The sequence below is a fragment of the Leifsonia sp. Leaf264 genome (genome assembly GCF_001422325.1).
GTDB lineage: Bacteria > Actinomycetota > Actinomycetes > Actinomycetales > Microbacteriaceae > Orlajensenia.
Genome location: NZ_LMMR01000005.1, coordinates 32,051 through 50,731 on the forward strand (window position 1 = coordinate 32,051; position 18,681 = coordinate 50,731).

At 65.5% G+C, this 18,681-nt stretch carries 20 protein-coding genes; 2 read left to right on the forward strand and 18 right to left on the reverse strand.

What is annotated here, in order from left to right:
• Positions 1 to 8: 8 nt before the first annotated feature.
• Positions 9 to 362: a hypothetical protein gene (locus ASF30_RS09125; RefSeq protein WP_055905002.1), complete on the forward strand. Its 354-nt coding sequence runs from the start codon at positions 9 to 11 to the stop codon at positions 360 to 362.
• Here ASF30_RS09125 and ASF30_RS09130 read toward each other — a convergent pair.
• From ASF30_RS09130 to ASF30_RS09190, 13 genes are all read right to left on the reverse strand, one after another.
• Positions 359 to 1,153 carry a hypothetical protein gene (locus tag ASF30_RS09130; RefSeq protein ID WP_055905005.1) on the reverse strand — a complete coding sequence of 265 codons (795 nt, stop codon included), beginning with the start codon at positions 1,151 to 1,153 and terminating at the stop codon, positions 359 to 361. The two genes, ASF30_RS09125 and ASF30_RS09130, sit on opposite strands and share 4 nt — an antisense overlap.
• Positions 1,154 to 1,177: 24 nt before the next feature.
• Complete coding sequence (locus ASF30_RS09135) at positions 1,178 to 1,822, reverse strand: NUDIX hydrolase (protein WP_055905008.1); 645 nt, start codon at positions 1,820 to 1,822, stop codon at positions 1,178 to 1,180.
• A 2-nt stretch (positions 1,823 to 1,824) separates the two neighbouring features.
• Positions 1,825 to 2,118 (reverse strand): hypothetical protein, encoded by a 294-nt coding sequence (locus ASF30_RS09140; RefSeq protein ID WP_055905011.1) that lies wholly within the window; start codon positions 2,116 to 2,118, stop codon positions 1,825 to 1,827.
• Complete coding sequence (locus tag ASF30_RS09145) at positions 2,115 to 3,707, reverse strand: nicotinate phosphoribosyltransferase (RefSeq protein WP_055905014.1); 1,593 nt, start codon at positions 3,705 to 3,707, stop codon at positions 2,115 to 2,117. Before ASF30_RS09145 ends, ASF30_RS09140 begins: the two co-directional genes overlap by 4 nt.
• 13 nt (positions 3,708 to 3,720) lie before the next feature.
• A complete protein-coding gene (locus ASF30_RS09150; RefSeq protein WP_055905017.1) occupies positions 3,721 to 4,575 on the reverse strand; it encodes a ribose-phosphate pyrophosphokinase in 855 nt (284 codons plus the stop codon).
• Positions 4,576 to 4,758: 183 nt separating this feature from the next.
• Positions 4,759 to 7,188, reverse strand: coding sequence for an FtsK/SpoIIIE domain-containing protein (locus ASF30_RS09155; RefSeq protein ID WP_055905020.1), 2,430 nt, complete (start codon positions 7,186 to 7,188; stop codon positions 4,759 to 4,761).
• Positions 7,189 to 7,378: 190 nt separating this feature from the next.
• Complete coding sequence (locus ASF30_RS09160) at positions 7,379 to 8,269, reverse strand: hypothetical protein (protein WP_055905023.1); 891 nt, start codon at positions 8,267 to 8,269, stop codon at positions 7,379 to 7,381.
• A gap of 36 nt (positions 8,270 to 8,305) precedes the next feature.
• Positions 8,306 to 8,602, reverse strand: coding sequence for a hypothetical protein (locus ASF30_RS09165; protein ID WP_055905026.1), 297 nt, complete (start codon positions 8,600 to 8,602; stop codon positions 8,306 to 8,308).
• Between the two features lie 108 nt (positions 8,603 to 8,710).
• A complete protein-coding gene (locus tag ASF30_RS09170) occupies positions 8,711 to 10,792 on the reverse strand; it encodes a DNA gyrase/topoisomerase IV subunit B (protein WP_055905029.1) in 2,082 nt (693 codons plus the stop codon).
• 14 nt (positions 10,793 to 10,806) lie between these two features.
• On the reverse strand, positions 10,807 to 13,173 hold the full coding sequence (locus tag ASF30_RS09175) for a DNA gyrase/topoisomerase IV subunit A (RefSeq protein WP_082467775.1): 2,367 nt from the start codon (positions 13,171 to 13,173) through the stop codon (positions 10,807 to 10,809).
• A 216-nt stretch (positions 13,174 to 13,389) separates the two neighbouring features.
• The gene (locus ASF30_RS09180) at positions 13,390 to 13,722 is read right to left on the reverse strand and encodes a hypothetical protein (RefSeq protein WP_055905035.1); all 333 of its coding nucleotides are present in this window, start codon (positions 13,720 to 13,722) and stop codon (positions 13,390 to 13,392) included.
• Positions 13,719 to 13,907, reverse strand: coding sequence for a hypothetical protein (locus tag ASF30_RS09185; RefSeq protein ID WP_055905038.1), 189 nt, complete (start codon positions 13,905 to 13,907; stop codon positions 13,719 to 13,721). Before ASF30_RS09185 ends, ASF30_RS09180 begins: the two co-directional genes overlap by 4 nt.
• Entirely contained in the window at positions 13,904 to 14,137 is a 234-nt protein-coding gene (locus ASF30_RS09190; protein WP_055905041.1) for a DUF3039 domain-containing protein, read from the reverse strand. Before ASF30_RS09190 ends, ASF30_RS09185 begins: the two co-directional genes overlap by 4 nt.
• Before the next feature lie 99 nt (positions 14,138 to 14,236).
• Between ASF30_RS09190 and ASF30_RS09195 the strand changes: the two genes are divergently transcribed.
• Entirely contained in the window at positions 14,237 to 14,503 is a 267-nt protein-coding gene (locus ASF30_RS09195) for a hypothetical protein (RefSeq protein ID WP_157497122.1), read from the forward strand.
• Here the strand turns inward: ASF30_RS09195 and ASF30_RS09200 are convergent.
• Genes ASF30_RS09200 through ASF30_RS09220 form a run of 5 tightly spaced genes read right to left on the reverse strand, consistent with a single transcriptional unit; the run spans position 14,500 to position 18,677 of the window.
• Positions 14,500 to 15,405, reverse strand: coding sequence for a hypothetical protein (locus tag ASF30_RS09200; protein WP_055905047.1), 906 nt, complete (start codon positions 15,403 to 15,405; stop codon positions 14,500 to 14,502). The genes ASF30_RS09195 and ASF30_RS09200 overlap by 4 nt on opposite strands.
• Before the next feature lie 9 nt (positions 15,406 to 15,414).
• Positions 15,415 to 16,356 (reverse strand): hypothetical protein, encoded by a 942-nt coding sequence (locus ASF30_RS09205; protein ID WP_055905051.1) that lies wholly within the window; start codon positions 16,354 to 16,356, stop codon positions 15,415 to 15,417.
• A gap of 42 nt (positions 16,357 to 16,398) precedes the next feature.
• Complete coding sequence (locus tag ASF30_RS09210) at positions 16,399 to 17,370, reverse strand: hypothetical protein (RefSeq protein ID WP_055905055.1); 972 nt, start codon at positions 17,368 to 17,370, stop codon at positions 16,399 to 16,401.
• A gap of 18 nt (positions 17,371 to 17,388) precedes the next feature.
• Positions 17,389 to 18,243 (reverse strand): hypothetical protein, encoded by an 855-nt coding sequence (locus ASF30_RS09215; RefSeq protein WP_055905058.1) that lies wholly within the window; start codon positions 18,241 to 18,243, stop codon positions 17,389 to 17,391.
• A gap of 23 nt (positions 18,244 to 18,266) precedes the next feature.
• Positions 18,267 to 18,677 carry a hypothetical protein gene (locus tag ASF30_RS09220; protein WP_055905061.1) on the reverse strand — a complete coding sequence of 137 codons (411 nt, stop codon included), beginning with the start codon at positions 18,675 to 18,677 and terminating at the stop codon, positions 18,267 to 18,269.
• Positions 18,678 to 18,681: the final 4 nt, after the last annotated feature.

Sequence of the window (18,681 nt, forward strand, 5' to 3'; positions counted from 1 at the left end):
CCGCCCGGATGCCTGCACTCGACAGCACAGTCGTCAGTTTCGATGACGCCGCAGTGGTGTCGATTTCACGCACCTTGCAGGTGTTGGCGTCGGGAAGCGACCCGGAACGGGTGAGTGCCCCGTGCCACAAGCGGATGGAGCATCACTCCGCGATCCGTGCCGGCTACCGCGGCCGCGGCGACGTCCTCGCCTACAAATGCGACTTCGAGTGGTGGGTGCGTGTGTACGACCACGGCGACCTTCCAGACCGCGGGAAGCAGCTCGGGCCGCACGATGTGATGTGGGCGGCGCCGATCATGTTCAGCAGCGCTGGTTCCAGACCCAGCGATGTCGCGTCAGCCCTGTCGGAGCAGCTGCCTTAATAGATCAGTCCGTGCTTGACGAAGACGTCGGAGACGATGTCGCCGGCTTCGGTGCGGTACTTCGTGTACTCAGGGTCTTCCTCCAGTGCGTCCATGGCCAGGTTCGTGTGGATCGACACCTTGCCGTCGAGGTCGCGGGTCCCGTTCACGGAGCCGTTGAAGAAGATCTGAAGGTCGTCCCAGGTGTCGCTGGATTCGAACTGGACGTCCACCTTCATGTTGTCGAAGTTGGCGTGGAGTGCGGCGAGGACTTCCTGCTCGATCTCCTTGCGGGTCTCCGGGTCGAGGTTCTCCGCCTCTTCAGCGAGAGAGCGGTACGGGTCGAGGGTGATGGCGTACTGCAGCTGGATCTTGTCGTTCAGCCGGTCGTTCTCCGTGCCGATGTACAGACGGTCGGTTTCTGCGCCTTCGGGGAGCTCGAACTCGCGGAGCATCTCCTGCTTCTCGAGTTCGTCCTCGTCCTCGGGCAGCCGGTCCAGGCCGAACAGCTGCGGGACAACTTCGATGTAGCCTCCGTTGGCGTCGAACTGGACCCAGTAGTCGTTCCAGCGGCCGTGGCCGCCGACGGGTGACTCGACGATCGTGGCGTGCTGGTAGACGCCGGCTTGCTCGTACCCTCCGGTCCAGTCCGGTGCTTCGTGGAGGCTGCACTGGATGGGAGGTGCAGGCTTGATAGCGTCCATGACCTCAGTGGCCGTGGCGGTGTTCGCGTAAGCGGAGTAGGTGCCGTCGCCGGCGCGGACATCCTGGCGTGCTGCCTGGGCGGCGGTGAGCTTGTTGTCGTTTTCCATACCGCCTAGGTGTGTGGCCGGCGTTTATCCGACGGCGAACCGCCACCCGTTGGCGTTTCGGCCGCTTCCGACGCGGACGGCGTCGGCTTTGACCACCCACGGGATCCGCGACAGGGTACGGGTCAGGTAGGTGCGGTTCACGGGTGAGCCGCCGTTGACGCCGGTGAGGCTGTCGGTGATGTCGGCGACGTCCAACGTGGTGAACTCCTGGCCGAGGAGCGTCACGGTGAGGACCCTGTCTGACCACAGCTTGTCGTGGATGACCTGCGCGGCCTGGCGAACGATGGAGTCGTGGTCGAACGGGAGTCCGGTGGCGTCAAGGAGCGGCACGGCGGCCACAGTGACGGTGTCGGGAAGTGTGAAGTCCGGGCTGATGATGGCGTACCTGGTGATCGACAGGGTGGGGCCGCGAGGATCGCGGTCGGGGTTGTCGAACACGCCGACGTCACCGATCGTGAGCACGGCGCCTGCTGTGATGCCGACCTTGTCGCGGAGCGCGCGGTAGACAGCTTCGTCGAGGCGTTCGTTGCTGTCCAGCAGCACACCGGGAAGGGCGTTCTGGCCGAGCGCCGGCTCGAAAGCGCGGCGGCCGAGGATGACCTCGACCTGTCGGGTGTCGCGGTTGAACCGGACGGGGACGACGTCGATGGAGATGAGTGGCTGGGGCATAGTTACTTCCTCTCCGACGGCTGGTGGCAGTACACGCAATCATCCCAGTAGGAGTCGTCGGCGTCGTTGTAGACGCACTGACGGGTGGGTGAGGTCGGGCATTCGTGGTGTCCGAGGACAACATCTCGTTTGGGGATGCCGAGCTCCCCCGCGATCAGGGCGGTGATCTGTCCTGTGAACTGGCGTTCCTGCTCCAGGTACGCCCGCACCACAGCGAACGCTTCGCGCCGCAAGGAGCGGACCCGGTCGCGCTCGGCGATCAGGTCCGCTACTGCGGCTTCAGCTGGTGTTGTCACGCGGCGTTCCGGGCGGCACGCGCCGCGCGCTCCGCCTTCAGGGTGGCGCGGACATCAGCGAACGACTGGATGGTGACGAACCCGCCGTCCACCCACACCGGCTGGAGGAGGCTGTTCGCCTCGTCCTCGGGGGTGGCCTGCTGGATCATGACGATCTCGCCGCTCTCGTCGCGGGTGAGTGCGAGACGGCCCTTGGCGCTCTTCTTGCCGCCGCCGGTCTTCGGATCCTTCTGGATGTCGACGGGCTTGCTATCGACCTCAGCCCAGGTGGCCTTGACCGCGCTGCCGAGGCTGTCGCGGGTCTGGTACTGGAACGTGAACGAGCCGATGCCGAGCACGACGTTGGTGGATGCCCACCCCTTCGCCTCGAGACGCTCGAAGATGCGCTGGGCGCGGTCGAGGGTGATGGAGTCGCCGTAGATGAGGCCGATGTGGCTGTCGAGCTCCTTGAAGCCCTTGGCGTTGATCGTGTAGCCGAACAGGTCGCCGAGGATCTCGATGGCACCCTTCTGCTCGTTGGTGACGGTGCCGGTGGCCTTGGCCTGCTCGTAGGTGGCGAGGGCCGCGTTGCGGTTCTGGGGCTCCTCGTCCATGAAGTTGACCTCGCCGGTGATGATGTCCACCGGGTCGCCGCTGTCGGGGCGGATGACGAGCTTGCCGTCGCGGGCCATGATCTTGTCCTTGAGCTGCGGGAGGATCTCGGTGAGGACGCCGAAGAAGTCGTAGCCGTCGGAGACGGCGGAGACGATGCCGGTCGGGTACAGGTCGAGGAGGCGGTCGAAGGTCTCCAGCTCGCCGTCCTGGCCGCGCAGGCACATGACGGAGTGCTCGGTGGCGGGGACGGACGCTGCGACCCAGCCGTTGTCGCCGGGGTAGAACCGGTCGATGAAGTCGATCGACGGGAGGCTGTCGGTGCCGAGGAACGAGAGCAGGTGGCCGGCGCCGCTGGCTGCAGCGGACGTGATGCTGGTCTGGCCGCGCATCGAGAAGTCGTGCGCCTGGAAGTCGATGGCGGTCAGGTCGCCGCCTGTGCGCTCAGCCCACGCCTCGAACAGCTCGCGGAACAGGACGGAGATCGTCGCGGTGGTTGCCGGGTGCCAGATGGAGGCGCTGAGGGCGGTCTCGATGTAGTTGGGGAGCCAGAAGAACTCGGGGAGGGTGTTCTCGATGGTGAGGGCGGCGACGCCGAACGGGAGGAGGGTGCCCTCGGGGACGGCGCGGATGATCAGCGGCAGGTAGCCGAGCTGGTGGAGCGCGCGGACGTGGGCGGAGCCGATCTCGTTGGGGCCGAGGTAGCCGGTGAGGACGCGCTCGTACTCGCTGGCGACGAAGTCCTCGTCGGCGGCGAAGAACGGTGCCCACGCCTCGGTGAGGTAGGACTGGCAGAACGCCTGCAGGCCGAACGCGACGGCGTGCTGCGCCTCGGGGAGGTGGTGGTTGGACCGGTTCGTCCAGTTGATGAGGATCTGGGTGACTCCCGGGCCGTAGGCGCGGAGGTGGTCGAGCTTGTACCCGTCGGCGGCCATGAGAGCGGCGATCGGGGTGGGGGCGGTGATGCGCGGGGCGATGGTCTGGATGGTGTTCGTCATGTTCGTGGGTTCCTTAGTTGGTGACGGCGTTGATCAGGGTGGCGTTCAGCGGGATGATCTTGAACTCGGGACGGTCGGGACGGTTGTCACCGATGGAGTCGGTGGTCCAGATCTCCGAGAAGTAGTCGGCGAGGTTTGCTGCCTGGCCGGTGAAGATGCCGTGGGAGACGTACAGGCCGAGGCGGTCCTTGCCGATTCCGGCGGCTTCTGCGAGCCCCATGAACGTTCCGCCTGCATCGCAGATGTCGTCGACAACGAGGAACTTGCCGGTCTCGGGGAGCGGGTCGACGCTGAATCCGTCGAGCTTGCCGCTCGGGCCGTTGCGGTGCTTGTGGGCCTGGTAGAGCGGCAGGTGGCAGGCTTCGGCGACGGCGGTGGCGCGCTTCACAGCTCCGGCGTCGGGGGCGATGATGCCGTCGTAGCGCTGGGCGATGCTGTCGCGGTCGGCGCGGCCGACGACGGACTGGCGGACGATGCGGGTGGAGTCGACGACGGTGAGGCGTTCGATGTAGCCGGGCATGACGGGCGAGTGCGGGTCGTAGCAGACGACGTTGTCGGCGTTGATCATGTTGATGAGCTCGGCGTAGGCGCTGGCGCCGGAGGGGACGTCGTGGTCGGTGCGTGCGCCGGGGAGGAACGGGACGATGGCGGTGAGCTTGGCGTCGGGGCGCTGCGCGCGGGCGGCTTCGACCCAGAGGCGTGCGGTGATGTAGTCGTTGGCGTCGGTGCCGCGGATGATCAGGTAGGCGGGGGTCTCGGTGTCGCGGAGGGTGCCCTTGATGAACTTCTCGCCTGCGGGGAAGGTGAACTCGGTGAGCGAGGAGATCACGTGGTGGTTGTGATCCTTGCTGTGGAAGGTGATGGTCACGGCTTCCCTTTCTGTTGTTGGTACCCACATGTGCGGATTCTCAAGTTTTTGTATGCCATCGGCATAGTAGGTATAACAAGAATCTAGCGCTTCTATTCCATCGGCATAGGTAGCCTGTGGCCCCAGAACAGGGGACGGAAAAGCGGGCCGGTCCCGGAAGACCGACCCGCTTCAGTTCACGGCTCAGCCGATGAGCGCCTGCAGTGAGAACTTGCGGCCGGTGACTGCGAACTGGACCAGGTCCACCGCCAGGACCTCCGCCATCACCGTCGCTGCGGCTCGCAGCTGGTTGCCGTGGGAGAGGCCGTTCAGGTGACCTGAAACCATCACGACCGTCTTGCCGTCCTCGTCCTGGAACCGGACAGATGTCACATCCGGGCGCTCCACCCCGGCGATGTCAAACGCGTCGTTCACGAGCTTCCCGACGATGATCCGCATCGGCTCGTCCTCGATGCTTACCGAAGCCTCACGAAGCACCAGGAGTTCGGCCAGGTCGTCAGGCATCTCAGCCTCTGACCAGTGGACTGTGAACGACCCGACGCTCCGCTTCGCACCCGTGGTCGCGGCCGCCCCCGAGATCGACAAGAACGGAGCCGACTTCAGGGTCGTGGCGAGTTTCCCCTCAACCGTCCGGTTTAGGAAGGTGTCAACAGTCAGCCCCTGCTCGAACACGAACGTCTCGCTCTGGATCTTCCGTCCGTCCCAGGCTTCGGTGGTCGCCGACGCGGACGGGAGGATGGCGACGGAGTGGTTGGCGGCCCCGCTGAACACGCCTGACCAGCGCTGCTGCCACCTGGCGGCTTCGCTCTCCTGGCTGTGGGAAGTGTGCGGGTCGTCCAGCGAGGCGACGAACTCCTCCATGGACTGACGGTTGCCAGAGACGGTGGCCAGCTTGACTTCGACGCCGTCTGGTGAGACTCCCGCGACGATCATGACTGTGCCCTCACCAGTGTTGGCGATACGGAGGTAGTTGACTCCCAGAGCAGCCGCGATGCGGTCCTCCCGGGAGCTGACCTCGGGCGGCACCACTCCCCCGTACAGCTTGACGCGCATCTTCCAGATGTGCCCGCGGCTGTCGGCTGAGGTGACGGGGATCGCGTCGATGAGCTGAGGTCGGGCCAGTCCCGCCTTGTCGAACGCGTCGTTGATGAACCCGGCGAGCAGCCACTCGGCCGCCTGGTTGTCAGCTGACGGGCAGAGGCTGCCCGGGGTGGTGGGGACGGGCTCATCGCTCCACCGGACGACGATCCCCCGGTTGTGCCGGTCGCCGGGCTTGATCCCGGACATGCCAGCCAGTCCCGTGACGGACACGAACGGGGCGCCGGCCAGGGTCGTGGCCAGCTTGTGTTCGTAGGGGACGTTCGCTCGCAGGAAGTCCTCAGCCGTGACACCCTGCGGGAGTACCATCGGCTGATTCCTGATGGTCACCATCACCCTGCCCGGCCCGACGGGGAGTCGAGCGTCCATGTAGGTGTTGACCTGAGGGACCGGCAGGTGCTTCGACCCGTGAGGCAGGACCTTCGACCAGCGCTCGCTCCACCGCTGCTCGAGGTTGAACGTGGTGTCGGGCCCTGGACCGGTGGTCGGCTTCGAGGGCTTCTCCAGCGACAGGCTTGTGCGGTTGTCGAGAGGGATGAGGCGTTCGTCAAGGTTCTTGGCGAACAGGTCACTGCCGTGGCCCCACCACACCTGCACCGGTTTCGCTGGGCCGACGGATTCGAACAGTGCCCGGCCACGGGGCACGTCGTCGCCGAGGGAGGGGGCGTCGACGAAGTTCCGCAGCCCGGAGGCTCGGTCGCCGGCGGACAGGTTGCCGAGCAGGAGCCTTCCGATGGAGGACTTCACGTTGGTGATGTTGGGGATGGCGTCGAGCAGCCGCGCTGTCAGACGTGAGGTGGTGAGGATGAGTGTCATCCCGAGGGCACGGCCTTCACGCAGGATCTGTCCGAGGACCACGGCGATGAAAGCCCTGGCCTCGCTCTCCCGCACCAGCTCGAGGCGTGCTTCCTCCATCACCGGGTCGAGGGCGATCGCCTGCGGGACGGGAACGTGGATGAGGAGGTCAGCGAACTGCTCGACGATGACGACGATCTGCTTCGGCTGGACGGCTTCGGGCATGTCGCGGAGGGACCGCGCCTGGAAGTCGGCCATGTACTCCCGACGCATCTTGATCTTGGTGGCGAGGCGCTTCATCATCTCGGCGGCCATGGTGGCGGATGTCGCTACCGCCTTCGCGTACGGGACGAACTCCTGGTACTCGCTGGCCTCCTTGAAGGGTTCGACGATGTAGACGTCGGAGTCGTGCACCAGGGCGCTGTAGGCCAGGTTCTTGGCGGCTTCAGTCTTGCCTGATCCGGATGCACCGGCGATTAGGAGGTGCGGGGTGAGTGCCGGGTCGAACGAGACGGTGCCTTCGTTGTAGCCGAACGGCAGGACACCCTTCGACGAGTCGATGATCGACCAGTCGAGGTGGACTCGGTCTGGCAACTCTGGCGTGGCGGGTTCCGTGATCCCGAACGCTTCGCCGGTGTGCCGGCGGGCTTCGGTGTAGCTTTCCCCGGTGGCGGCTGCACGGTCACGTGCGTCCGCTTTGGCTCGACGGTTCTGAGTCATTGCATTTCCATATCCCGGGTGCTCCCGTGTCATCACCCGTTCTTGAAAATGGGTTGGTTGATGAGTCCCGATTCGATGAACCTTGCCTTCTGCACGGGTTCGTCACACGGGGACGTTCGCCGCTCAGGAGCGGGCCGGGGTAGCGGCCACACTCAGGACATGTGGCGAATGCGCTGCGGGCTCGGCGGGCCTACCGATCCGCCCACTTGGAGAGGGCGTCCTTCCAGCGGGAGTCGACGCTGTCGGCGTACCCGTTGGCGTAGATGCGGCCGAGCTCGGTGATGAGGTGCCCGCCGTCGGTGTACTGGTTCTGGATCAGCTGGTGGAGACGGCCGGTGTGCTCCGCTGACCCGGAGGACTTCTCCGCAGCGTCGCGGATCCGTTTCGCGATCGCGTACGCGACGTCATCGGTGATGATGTCGGTTCCGACTCGGGAGTGTGCGACATCCGTGCCGATGATCTCATCGGAAAGCTCCACGACACCGCCCGCACCGTGCGCCCAGCCGGGCAGGTCCGCGACGACCTGACGGCCGACGTGTTCGAGAAGGTTGTGCTGCAGGCTTCCGGGGCCGGAGGCAAGAGCATCGGTGTGAAGCTGGGTGAGCTTCGTTTGGGTGCGAAGGGTGTCGAGCGCCTGCTCTTCAGTCAGTTCGACGTGGTCGTCGACGTCGAGCTCGACGTAGGTGACGTAGCTGGGGACGCCTGCTTCGTCGAACCCGGCGCGAGTGGCGGTGTAGCGGTCGAGGATGAAGTCGTCGATGACCCGCCAGTTCCGATCCGCCCAGCGGCGGCCGTCGAGAACGGCAGGCGCGAGGGAGATCATGTCGACGAACTGCTGAGCCGAGACGGTCCAGCCGTAGTCGACGTCGTAGTGGGCGGACGGGTTCTTCAGGATCCCGGTGGGGTCGGTCAGGTCGTATCCGCCGTCACCGTCGACGACGATGATGCGTCCGCCATTCCCTGCGACGACGCCGTCCACCGGTGGGGTGGGCACCTGGGATGAGAAAGTGCCGGGCTTGTTCACCTCTCCGGACTTCAGGTCAGGGGTGGTGCCGTTGGATCGGTTCGTTGTTCCGCTCATGCAGCGTAGGTGTGCGGCGGGAGCAGGCGGCTCTCTTCAGTTGCTGGGTTCGTTCAGCTTCTTGATGGCCCAGGCGATGATTCCGCAGACGAACGCAAACGTTGCGGTCGCAGCACCCCCGGCGGTGCTAATGCCGGCGAGCCCGGTGATCGGCTCAACACCGCAGACCCACGGGTAGTCCGATTCCATGAGGTCCTTCCCGAACTTGTAGGGCATGACGGGAGGGCAGCTGAGCTTTTGGGAGAGCGCTACGGCGAAAGCGATTCCGGCTCCAACCGCGAAAGACCACCCGTAGGTGGCGACATCCTGATACCACGGTGTTTCCGTGCTCACGGAGACATCATCCACCCTGCGATAGGGCCGCCGCCATACCGGATTCGTGTGGCGGGAACCGAGAACGCCCCACAGCCATGAGCTGCAGGGCGTCTTCGTCTTGGGGCGCTAAGCGTCGATGCGGTCGCGGTCCATGCCTGCTGCGGAGCTGATGATGAACTCCTTGCGCGGCGGCACGTCGGATCCCATCAGCAGGTCGAACGTGTCGGCTGCGTCCTGCGCGTCGGTCACGTTCACGCGCCGGAGCAGACGGTGGGACCGGTCCATGGTGGTCTCTGCGAGCTGGTCGGCGTCCATCTCTCCGAGGCCCTTGTACCGCTGGATCGGCTCCTGGTACTTCTTGCCCTTCTTCTTCAGGTCGGCGAGGACACCGTTGAGTTCCGTCTCCGAGTATGTGTAGATCATGTCGTTCGGCTTGGAGCCGGGGTTGACGACGATGACACGGTGCAGCGGAGGGACAGCGGCGTACACGCGGCCGGCTTCGATCATCGGGCGCATGTACCGGAAGAACAGGGTGAGCAGGAGGGTGCGGATGTGGGCGCCGTCGACGTCAGCGTCGCTCATGATGATGAGTTTGCCGTAGCGGGCTGCGTCAAGGTCGAAGGAACGGCCGGAGCCGGCACCGATGGTCTGGATGATGGCGGCGCATTCGGCGTTGCCGAGCATGTCAGCGACCGATGCCTTCTGCACGTTGAGGATCTTCCCTCGGATCGGCAGCAGCGCCTGGTGCTCGCTGTCGCGGGCCAGCTTCGCGGTGCCGAGTGCGGAGTCGCCCTCGACGATGAACAGTTCGGTGTGCTCCGTGTCGGTGGAGTGGCAGTCCGCCAGCTTCGCCGGGAGGGACGACGTCTCCAGAGCGTTCTTCCGACGCTGCGTCTCCTTGTGGGTGCGGGCGGAGATGCGGGACTTCATCTCCGACACCACCTTCTCCAGGAGCAGCGCAGTCTGCGCTTTGTCGTCACGGTTCGACGAGGAGAACCGCTCCCCGAGGGTCTTGGCGACGACGGACTGGACGATCGCTCGGACCGCGGGGGTGCCGAGGATCTCCTTCGTCTGCCCTTCGAACTGCGGCTCGGCGAGGGACACGGTGATGACGACGGTGAGGCCGGCGAGGATGTCATCCTTCTCCGGCTTGTCGGTTCCCGACTTCAGCTTCCGGGAGTTCGCGTCCACCTGGGTGCGGATCAGCTTCAGCAGGCCCGCTTCGAATCCGGCCTGGTGGGTTCCGCCCTTCGGGGTGCTGATGATGTTGACGAAGGAACGCATGACGGTGTCATAGCCGGTTCCCCAGCGGAGGGCGACGTCGACGTTGCAGGTGCGCTCCACCTCGGTGGGGACCATCGCGCCGTGGTCGTTGAGGACGGGGACGGTCTCCTTGAACTTCCCCTCACCGTTCAGGCGCCAGATGTCGGTGACCGCGGTGTCGGGTGCGAGGTGGTCGACGAACTCGCTGATGCCGCCGTCGAAGTGGAACCGGTGGTTGACGGGGTCCTCGCCGCGGAGGTCGTCGACGGCGATCGCCAGGCCAGGTACGAGGTACGCGGTCTGTCGGGCGCGTCCGAGGATGTTCTCCAGTTCGATCTGCGCGCCGGGGATGAAGATCTTCTTGTCAGCCCAGTAGCGGACACGGGTGCCGGTGACACCCTTAGCGACCTTCCCGGTGATGCGGAGCTCGGACTTGCCGGCGAACGGGGTGAAGTCGGAGTCGGGGCTCTTGTCGGTCCCCTTGTCGGCGAACGTGCCGGGGATGCCGTGGCGGAACGACATGAGGTGCGTCTTCCCGTCACGGTCGACTTCGACGTCGAGTCGGCCGGAGAGGGCGTTGACGACGGAGGCGCCGACACCGTGGAGGCCGCCGGCTGCGCCGTAGGAGCCGCCGCCGAACTTTCCGCCGGCGTGCAGCTTCGTGTACACAACCTCGACACCGGTGAGTCCGGTCTTCGGCTCCACGTCGACGGGGACGCCGCGGGCGCGGTCCCGCACCTCGACGGAGTCGTCGTCGTGGAGGATGACGGTGATCTCGTTGCCGTGGCCGGCGAGGGCTTCGTCGACGGAGTTGTCGATGATCTCCCACATGCAGTGCATCAGGCCGCGGGAGTCCGTCGACCCGATGTACATGCCGGGGCGCTTGCGAACCGCTTCGAGCCCTTCGAGGACAGAGAGGTTGTTGGCGTTGTAGTCAGTGCTCATGTTCTTCTTCTCGTTCAGCTGATTCGGGCGCCGAGGGCGGCGACGGTCTTGGTGATCGGGTCTCCGGAGCCGTCCCGCTTGCCGTGGGTGGCGGGGAGCGGTGCCGCGGCGCCGGTCTTCGTGTTCGCGTAGGCGGGGCCGGTTCCGACCCAGGCTGCGGACACACCGTCCTGGCCCTTGAGGAAGCGCATGGCGCGGACGCCTCCGCCGCCGCGGCCCTTGCCGGGGTACTCGGCGAACGCGGTGGTCTTCACCGCCTGTGTGTCGGTTCCGGTGATGGTGACCACCACAGCGGCGTCAGCGTCGGCCTTCGCGACGGCGTTGAATGCGATCACCTTCGCGTCGGCGGCCAGCTTCATGCCGGCGACACCTCCGGCGGGGCAGCCTTGCGGGCGGACACCAGCTGCCGGGAAGTGCAGCAGCTGGGCGTCGGAGGTGACGAATACGATCTCTGCGTCGTCGCTGGCGTGGACAGCACCGACGAGTTCGTCGCCGGCCTTCAGCCCGATGATCGGGAACTCGTTCGCCTTCGGGTAGGAGTCCGTGGCGACACGCTTCACGACACCCAGGGCGGTTCCCAGTGTGATCGGGTCGACGGAAGTCAGGGATACCACGGCGATGACGCGTTCGTTCTTGTCGGTCACGTTCACGTAGTCGACGGCCTTCACTCCGGCGGCCAGCTGGATGGCGTCCGCGGGAAGTGCGGGCAGGTCGGCCGGGGTGAACCGGATGAGGCGGCCGCGGTTGGTGACAGCACCGATGTCGGCACGGCTTGTGGTGTTGAGGGCGGATGCGACGGTGTCGTGGGAGGACCGTCCGGTGGGGACGCTGATCGTGGCGTCGTCAGCGAGGTCGACTCGGGCGAGGAGCCCGGAAGCGGTGAGGAACACGCGGGTGGGGACGTCAGCGAGTTCGAGGCTGGCGGTGGCGCCCTTCTTCGCGATCGCTGCGGACACGGGGACTGCTTCGGACAGCTGGGTGCGTCGGTCGTCGCCGTACAGTTTCGCGGCTTCTCCGAGCTCAGTGGATACGAGGTCTCGGAGAGCCTGCTTGTTTGCAAGCAGCCCCTTGAGGTAGGCGATCTGGGCGAGAAGGTCAGCCTTCTCGGTCTCCAGCTCCGTCATGGAGAACTTCGTGAGGCGGCGCAGGCGCAGTTCGAGGATGTACTCGGACTGGATGAGCGACAGGGCGAACTGCTCGATGAGGGAGGTGCGGGCCTGGTCGACGTCGTCACTGGTGCGGATGATCGCAATGACCTTGTCGATGTCGACGATCGCTTTCAGCAAGCCTTCGACGAGGTGGAGCCGTTCGTTGCGGCGGGCGAGGCGGAACTCTGTGCGTCGGGTCACTACCTCGATGCGGTGTTCGAGGTAGACCGACAGCAGCGCTTTGAGGCCGAGGGTCTGGGGCTGCCCGTCGACGAGGGCGACGTTGTTGATGGAGAAGCCGTCCTCCAGCGGGGTGAGCTTGTACAGCTGGTCGAGGACAGCCTGTGGGTTGAACCCGGTCTTCACGCCGATGACCAGGCGCATGCCGCGCTTCCGGTCGGTGAGGTCGGTGAAGTCGGAGACGCCGGTGATCTTGTTGTTCTTGATGCCGTCCTTGATCTTCTCGATCACCTTCTCGGGGCCCACGCCGTACGGGAGCTCGGTGACGACGAGTCCGGTCTTCCGGGCGGTGAGCTGTTCGATGTTGACCTTCGCCCGGACCCGGAAGGAGCCGCGGCCGGTTGAGTATGCGTCTCGGACTCCGGCGAGGCCGACGATGGTGCCGCCGCTGGGGAAGTCGGGGCCGGGGACGAAGCCCATCAGGTCTTCGAGGGTGGCGTCGGGGTGGTCGATGAGGTGGCGGGCGGCTTGGACGACCTCGACGAGGTTGTGTGGTGCCATGTTCGTGGCCATACCGACGGCGATGCCCGAGGATCCGTTGACGAGGAGGTTGGGGATGGCGGACGGGAGCACTTCCGGCTGCTGGTGGGAGTTGTCGTAGTTGGGGATGAAGTCGACGACGTCTTCGTCGAGCCCGTCGGTCATGGCGAGAGCGATGGAAGCGAGCCGGGCCTCGGTGTATCGTGCGGCGGCGGGGCCGTCATCGAGGGAGCCGAAGTTGCCGTGCCCGTCGATGAGCGGGTTGCGGAGGCTGAACGCCTGGGCCATGCGGACCAGGGAGTCGTAGATGGCGGAGTCGCCGTGGGGGTGGAGCTTGCCCATGACCTCGCCGACGACGCGGGCGGACTTCACGTGCCCTCGCTCGGGGCGCAGGCCCATGTCGGCCATCATGTAGAGGATGCGTCGGTGGACCGGCTTCAGCCCGTCGCGGGCGTCCGGGAGGGCGCGGGAGTAGATGACGGAGTACGAGTACTCCAGGAACGAGGAGCGCATCTCGTTGGAAACGTCGACGTCTTCGATGCGCTCGGGGGTGCTGATGGTCACTGGTTCTCCTGATGTGACACCGCTGGCGGTGCGCCGGGTGCGGTGAACGGTTCGGGTCTGATGTCGGCACAGTCATGTGCGGACAGACCTCGTTTTGCCTGCGGGCCCGGCGAAGCACGGAAGAAGCGGGCCGCACCCGAAGGTCCGACCCGCTTCTCGTTGGGGCTAGTAGCCGAGCTCGGCGGCGACTGCCGCGTCGATGCCGACGGCGCGGCCGATGAGCGTGCGCTTCGCCTGGCCGTTGTCGTTGAACACTCGGATGACGTAGGCGCCGGCGGTGTTCCGGCGTTCGAGGTAGTCGAGGAGTGCGGGGACGCTCACGCGGTTCTCCCCGTCGACCAGGACCGTTTCGAGCTCCTGCCCGTGCTCCGGGTCGTTCTGGATCAGGCGGGACAGGATCCGCTGGCTGCACCCGAGGTGCTCGGCGGCCTGTTCGAGGGTGATGGTGAACGTGTCGAGGTCGCTGCTGAGGATGTAGTCGTTCTGGGTGTCGGTCACTGGGTCGCCGCCTTTCTGATGAGGGTTACGTGGTGGACTCCGGCGGAGAACCAGGTGCCGGCGAGTTGGATGCCGACGACTCCCCAGTCAGCGGCTGTCTCTTTGACCACGCCTTCTACGGAGCCGCCGTCGACGTCGAAACGGACGACGTCGCCGATGCTGACGTCGCCCTGTCGGAGGCTCACTCGTCCCTCATGGTTTCGAAGATGTCCTTGCAGGTTCCGCAGACGGGGTACTTGGCGAAGTCCTTCGACGGGCGCCACATCTTGCCGCAGAGAGCTTTGATCTCGATGCCGGTGAGCATCGAGTTGGAGATGTCCGTCTTCGAGCAGTAGTGCGCGAAGGTGTCGTGGTCGCCGTCGTCGGTGACGCGGAGGTCTTCCTTCTCGAGGACGGAGCCGTCGATGCTGGGCATGGTGTTCCTTTCAGGACTGTGATTCGTCTGAAGCCTTCATGCGCGGATCCGGTCGGTCTTGTGCTGCCCATGTCGGACGGTGGCTGCACACTGGTCCGCATGAACGCTTCGACGAACACCTCCACCCTGGAAGCCGAGCCGTCACCGGAGTTCGGGACGTTGACCAGTGACCTGGAGGCGTTCGCCGGCCGGTTGAACGGGCACACCTGGGTGGGGTCGCCGTTCGGCGAAGCGTTGGTGGAACGTGGGATCAGGGAGATCCTTGACCGGCACGGTGTTCAGTCGGATCCGGTGTCTGTGACGTTGGTGTCCGGGGTGGTGTACCGGGCGTTGGCCAGGCAGGTGCTGGCTCACGCCGCTGTCTAGGCTGCGACGGCTGGTTTGAGCTTCCCGGCGAGCTTGTCCCAGAATCCGTCCCCACCGATGTTGTCGAGCAGGAACTTGGCTCGGTGGCCGGACCCGGCCATCGTCGCGATGAACCCTTCTCCGTCTTCCGGGAAGTCGCCCTCCCAGTTGATCGGGTGGGTGAGGCGGCCGCTTTCCCAGTCCACGGTCTTCTCGTCGTTGTCGGACGATGTGACCCAGCCGGGGGCGACCTGGCCGAGGGCGTCGATAACGGCGTCCTTGTTCTCGTCCAGCCAGTCGTAGATCTCGTCGAAGGTCATGCCGAGGCGCGGCGCGAGGTGACCGAAGTCGGCGTAGTTGTAGGCGATCGCTGCGTATCCGGCGCCTGACTTCTGCACCTCGAACCCTTCAACACCGAACTCTTCCGCGTCGAAGTCGCCCTCGGCGTGGCTGATGATGAGGACGTCGCCGTCTCCGAGACCGTCGAACACCTCGTCGCCGCAGCTGGCGCAGTAGTTGTCGGAGCGGTTCCGTTTCTCGGCACCGCAACGCTGGCAGGCCATGTGGGAGTAGTCGATGTCGGCGTGGTCACCGCAGAGGCCGTCGTAGCCTTCGTTGTCTTCGAGGCTGTTGTCGCAGTCCTCCTCAGAGCAGGTGTTCATGGCACGGCAGTCGCTGCAGATCCCGCCCTGGATGTCGTCCTTGTCGGTGTGGGTGCCGCAGTCGTCGCATTCGTACTCCTCTGCACACTCGGTGCAGCGGCCGCCGAGGTGCGCTTCGCCTTGCGCGGCGCTGCAGTCGACGCAGACGCCGGGAGGGACGATCTGACCTTCGAAGGCTTCCGGGTCGGGCTTCATTCCGAAGGTGCCGTCGCCGGTCCGGTTGACGGTCTGTTCGAACTCGGGGTTGGTGATGTCGGTCATGGTCGTTCCTTAGTCGGTGGGGCGGAGGTTGGTCCGCCAGGTGTTGAGGTTGAAGGCCCATTGGTTGTTGTCGATCTCGCGGCCGTCGTCGTCGATCTCCGGGAAGTCCTCGAAGAGGAAGCCGCGCTCGTGGGGGCTGTCGAACTTCGAGGCGAAGGTGCGGACGACGTCCTGAGGGGTGACGGAGCCTTCACCTTCGGGACGGTCGTTCCTTATGTAGTCGCCGTTCTCGTCGGCGAAGTGGGAGAACTCGACGTTCTGGTCGCGCTCGTCTGGGTCGGAGGCGTTGAACACGACCGCGGCTGCACTGGGGACAGCGGTGCGGACGTACTCTTCGAGCTTCTCCGCGTAGAACACCTGCTGCTTTCGCTCGAGCGCTTCGAGCGCGTCGCGGGCAGCGTCAAGCTCTGATTCGACGTCGGCCGATCCGGTGGTGGCCGCGGTGAATGCCAGCGGCACCTGCTTGATGCGCTCGAGGTTCGCTTCGTGCCGACGCAGCTGGGTGCCGAATCTGTCAGCGCCGTCGATGTCCAGGAGGAGCTCGTGGCGGCCGATAAGCCCCCGGTCGTCCTGGAAGTAGTCGGTGTAGTCGGCGAGCTTCTTGTACAGCTCCGGGTTGTCTCCGTTGCCGAAGTCGACCAGCACGAAGCTGTTGCCGGTTTCCAAAGAGGATGGTGCGAGGAAGGATTCAGCGTCACCGTCAGCGCCGTGGTCTTCGATGAGGAGGACTGCCGCTTCGCCGTACTGCTCCCGGACGAGAGCTGCGATGGTCTCACCTGCGATGATCGCGGCGTTGCGGGTGTTCCCGGCGGCACGGTACGCGGCGATCCGTCGGTCCGCGTCGTCCAGGTTCACCGAGGCGACAGGAACAGCAGCACCAGGCTGGGGCGGCAGCTTCCCGAACTCGCCGTTCTCTCGGCGTGCACTCTTCTGCTCAGGTGTCAAAGTCATGGGGTGGTCCTTCCGGTTCACATCCGTAGGTGTGTGGCCGGCTCAGTCCCAGATGCCGTACTCGCCGCCGGTGACCCACGGGACACGGGACACGACGAACCCGGACACGTTCACGAATCCGACGCCGGCGTTCACACCGGACGGGCCGGGGCCGTGCTCGTCGTGCTCATCATCGGTTTCGTCTTCGGTGCACTCCTCGTCGTCCGAGTCGTGGATCGTCCAGAGGTGCCGGGAGATCTCCTCATCGGACAGGTCGGCGCCCAGGGTGGCACGGGCGAACTCCTTCGCCTCGTCGAACTCCATCGGGTGTAGCCCCTGGTTGCCGTCCTCGACCATGCCGAACACGTCAGCGAGCTGGTCGATGGTCGGTCCGTCCTCACCGAACTGGGTGGCGGCGTGGTTGGCGTAGCGGACCAGGTCAGCGGCCAGCGGGTTGCCGGGGACGGTCAGGCCGTCGCGGATGTAGCGGGCGCCGGCGTTCTCGTTCAGCTTGTCGGCTGCCTTCTTGAAGGTGACGTCAAGGGAGCGGGCGGTGAGGGGTACGGGGATGTTGATAACGACGTCGGCGTTCTCCCAGTCGTCGTTGATGATCGAGGCACCGTGGGCGTCGAGGAACTCGGTGATGTGGTCCTCGTGAACGGCGAGCCACTCGGACACGTCGCTGTCGTGGTACTCCTCACCGTCAGCGAGTTCGGTGCCGATCGCGTTGAAGAAGTCCTGCCCGTTGAACTGGGCGGTGACCACCGGCTGCTTGTCGAGAAGGTGGAGGTAGACGGCGTCGGCGCCGGCGAACACGCGGCCCGCATCCAGCCCGTCGTCATCGGAGTACACGGTGTGGTTCAGGATGGTGCTGACATGGTCGACGAAGAACGCGTCGTCCTGGTCATCCACCCAGACGGTCGGGTCCAGAGGGGCGCCCGGTTCGCCTTTCCGGGCGTGGAACTGGCCGCTGCCAGCCGGGTCACGCTCGACCGTCGATTCGAAGCCGGGGTTGGTGGGGATGCTAGTGGTCATGCCTTCGTAGGTGTGTGGCTAGCGGAGCCAACCGTTCGCGGTTTCGTGGTCCCAGCTGTACCGGGTGGTGACGTACCCGTCGGCGCCCGGACGGAACCCCGCAGTGATCTTCGTCCGGTCACCGACTGGGACGAGGGTCCACACCTTCGTGGGGTCCAGCTCCGCAGCGGCGAACTCGTCCTTGATGGTGACAGCCTCCCCATCCCGGTCCAGCCGGTAGATGTTGTCGAACACGTCCTGGGATGGGATGAAGTTCTGGTCGAAACCGTTCTCTGAGACGTACTCGAGGAGCTCCGTCACGAACCGGCCATCGTCGACGGAGTCCCTCAGGTACGCGGCGCTGTCCGCTTCAGCGAGCACATCCTTCGCGGCATCCCAGGTGGGCGTGCCGGTGAACGTGGATTCGGCGTACAGAGAGGCGCGCCCCCACAGGTCGCCGTTACCGCCGACACCCTTCGAGCGGAGGAATCGCTCGATCTCGTTCGCGTTCGCTTCGAACCACGACTGCAGGAAGATGCGGTCCCGCGGGTCGCTCAGGTTGATGTCGAGGTGCCGGGAGATCGCGTCGACGTACTGAGCCTTGTCGAAGTTGGCGCGTGCGAGATAGTTGCCGTTCAAGTCCCCGCGGATGACCACATCGCTGGCGCCGTCGAAGATGGTGTCGGTGGTGGGGTGCCCCGCTCGGTCAGTGCGGACGTCGTTGCGGGTGGCGTACGAGCGGATGTCGCCGGTGAGGTCGCGGGTCCACGGGTTCTCACCGATCGGCGCTTCCGTCTCCCCACCCTTCCGGGCGTGGAACTGGCCGCTGCCAGCCGGGTCACGCTCGACCGTCGATTCGAAGCCGGGGTTGCTGGGGGTGCTTGATCCGCTCATACCTTGTAGGTGTGCGGGGAGGTTTACGCGACGATCCGCATCGGGTTGGTGTCCGACTTCACCGGGGCGTGCAGCTGCTCGTGCATCTCCTTCGTCATCCGGTGCCCGCCGGCGTACAGGGATGCTGCACCCAGTTCGGTGACTTCCCATCCGCCGTCATCGGCGAAACGGATCAGCTCACGGAACTCCAGGAAGAACGCCGTCTCGGACCTCTTCTCGTCAGAGAAGGACGCGCTGCGGCCGGCGGCGTTCACGTCGGCGATGTCGTTTAGGAGAACAGCCATGGTCGAGGACAGCTTCACGGTGTTCTGGGTGAGGCGGAGCTCCGGGGAGGACAGCAGGCGGTCCGAGTAGGACTGGCTGTTCCCGCCGGTGAGTCCGGATCTGCGGAAGCCGCCACGGGAGGTTGAGTTGTTGTTGGTCTGGAAAGTCACACCA

Coding starts and splice junctions, on each gene's coding strand:
- ASF30_RS09125 (WP_055905002.1), top strand. CDS start 9: ATGCCTGCACTCGACAGCACAGTCGTCAGTTTCGATGACGCCGCAGTG.
- ASF30_RS09130 (WP_055905005.1), bottom strand. CDS start 1,153: ATGGAAAACGACAACAAGCTCACCGCCGCCCAGGCAGCACGCCAGGAT.
- ASF30_RS09135 (WP_055905008.1), bottom strand. CDS start 1,822: ATGCCCCAGCCACTCATCTCCATCGACGTCGTCCCCGTCCGGTTCAAC.
- ASF30_RS09145 (WP_055905014.1), bottom strand. CDS start 3,707: ATGACGAACACCATCCAGACCATCGCCCCGCGCATCACCGCCCCCACC.
- ASF30_RS09155 (WP_055905020.1), bottom strand. CDS start 7,188: ATGACTCAGAACCGTCGAGCCAAAGCGGACGCACGTGACCGTGCAGCC.
- ASF30_RS09160 (WP_055905023.1), bottom strand. CDS start 8,269: ATGAGCGGAACAACGAACCGATCCAACGGCACCACCCCTGACCTGAAG.
- ASF30_RS09170 (WP_055905029.1), bottom strand. CDS start 10,792: ATGAGCACTGACTACAACGCCAACAACCTCTCTGTCCTCGAAGGGCTC.
- ASF30_RS09175 (WP_082467775.1), bottom strand. CDS start 13,173: ATGCGCTCCTCGTTCCTGGAGTACTCGTACTCCGTCATCTACTCCCGC.
- ASF30_RS09190 (WP_055905041.1), bottom strand. CDS start 14,137: ATGCCCAGCATCGACGGCTCCGTCCTCGAGAAGGAAGACCTCCGCGTC.
- ASF30_RS09195 (WP_157497122.1), top strand. CDS start 14,237: ATGAACGCTTCGACGAACACCTCCACCCTGGAAGCCGAGCCGTCACCG.
- ASF30_RS09200 (WP_055905047.1), bottom strand. CDS start 15,405: ATGACCGACATCACCAACCCCGAGTTCGAACAGACCGTCAACCGGACC.
- ASF30_RS09205 (WP_055905051.1), bottom strand. CDS start 16,356: ATGACTTTGACACCTGAGCAGAAGAGTGCACGCCGAGAGAACGGCGAG.
- ASF30_RS09210 (WP_055905055.1), bottom strand. CDS start 17,370: ATGACCACTAGCATCCCCACCAACCCCGGCTTCGAATCGACGGTCGAG.
- ASF30_RS09215 (WP_055905058.1), bottom strand. CDS start 18,243: ATGAGCGGATCAAGCACCCCCAGCAACCCCGGCTTCGAATCGACGGTC.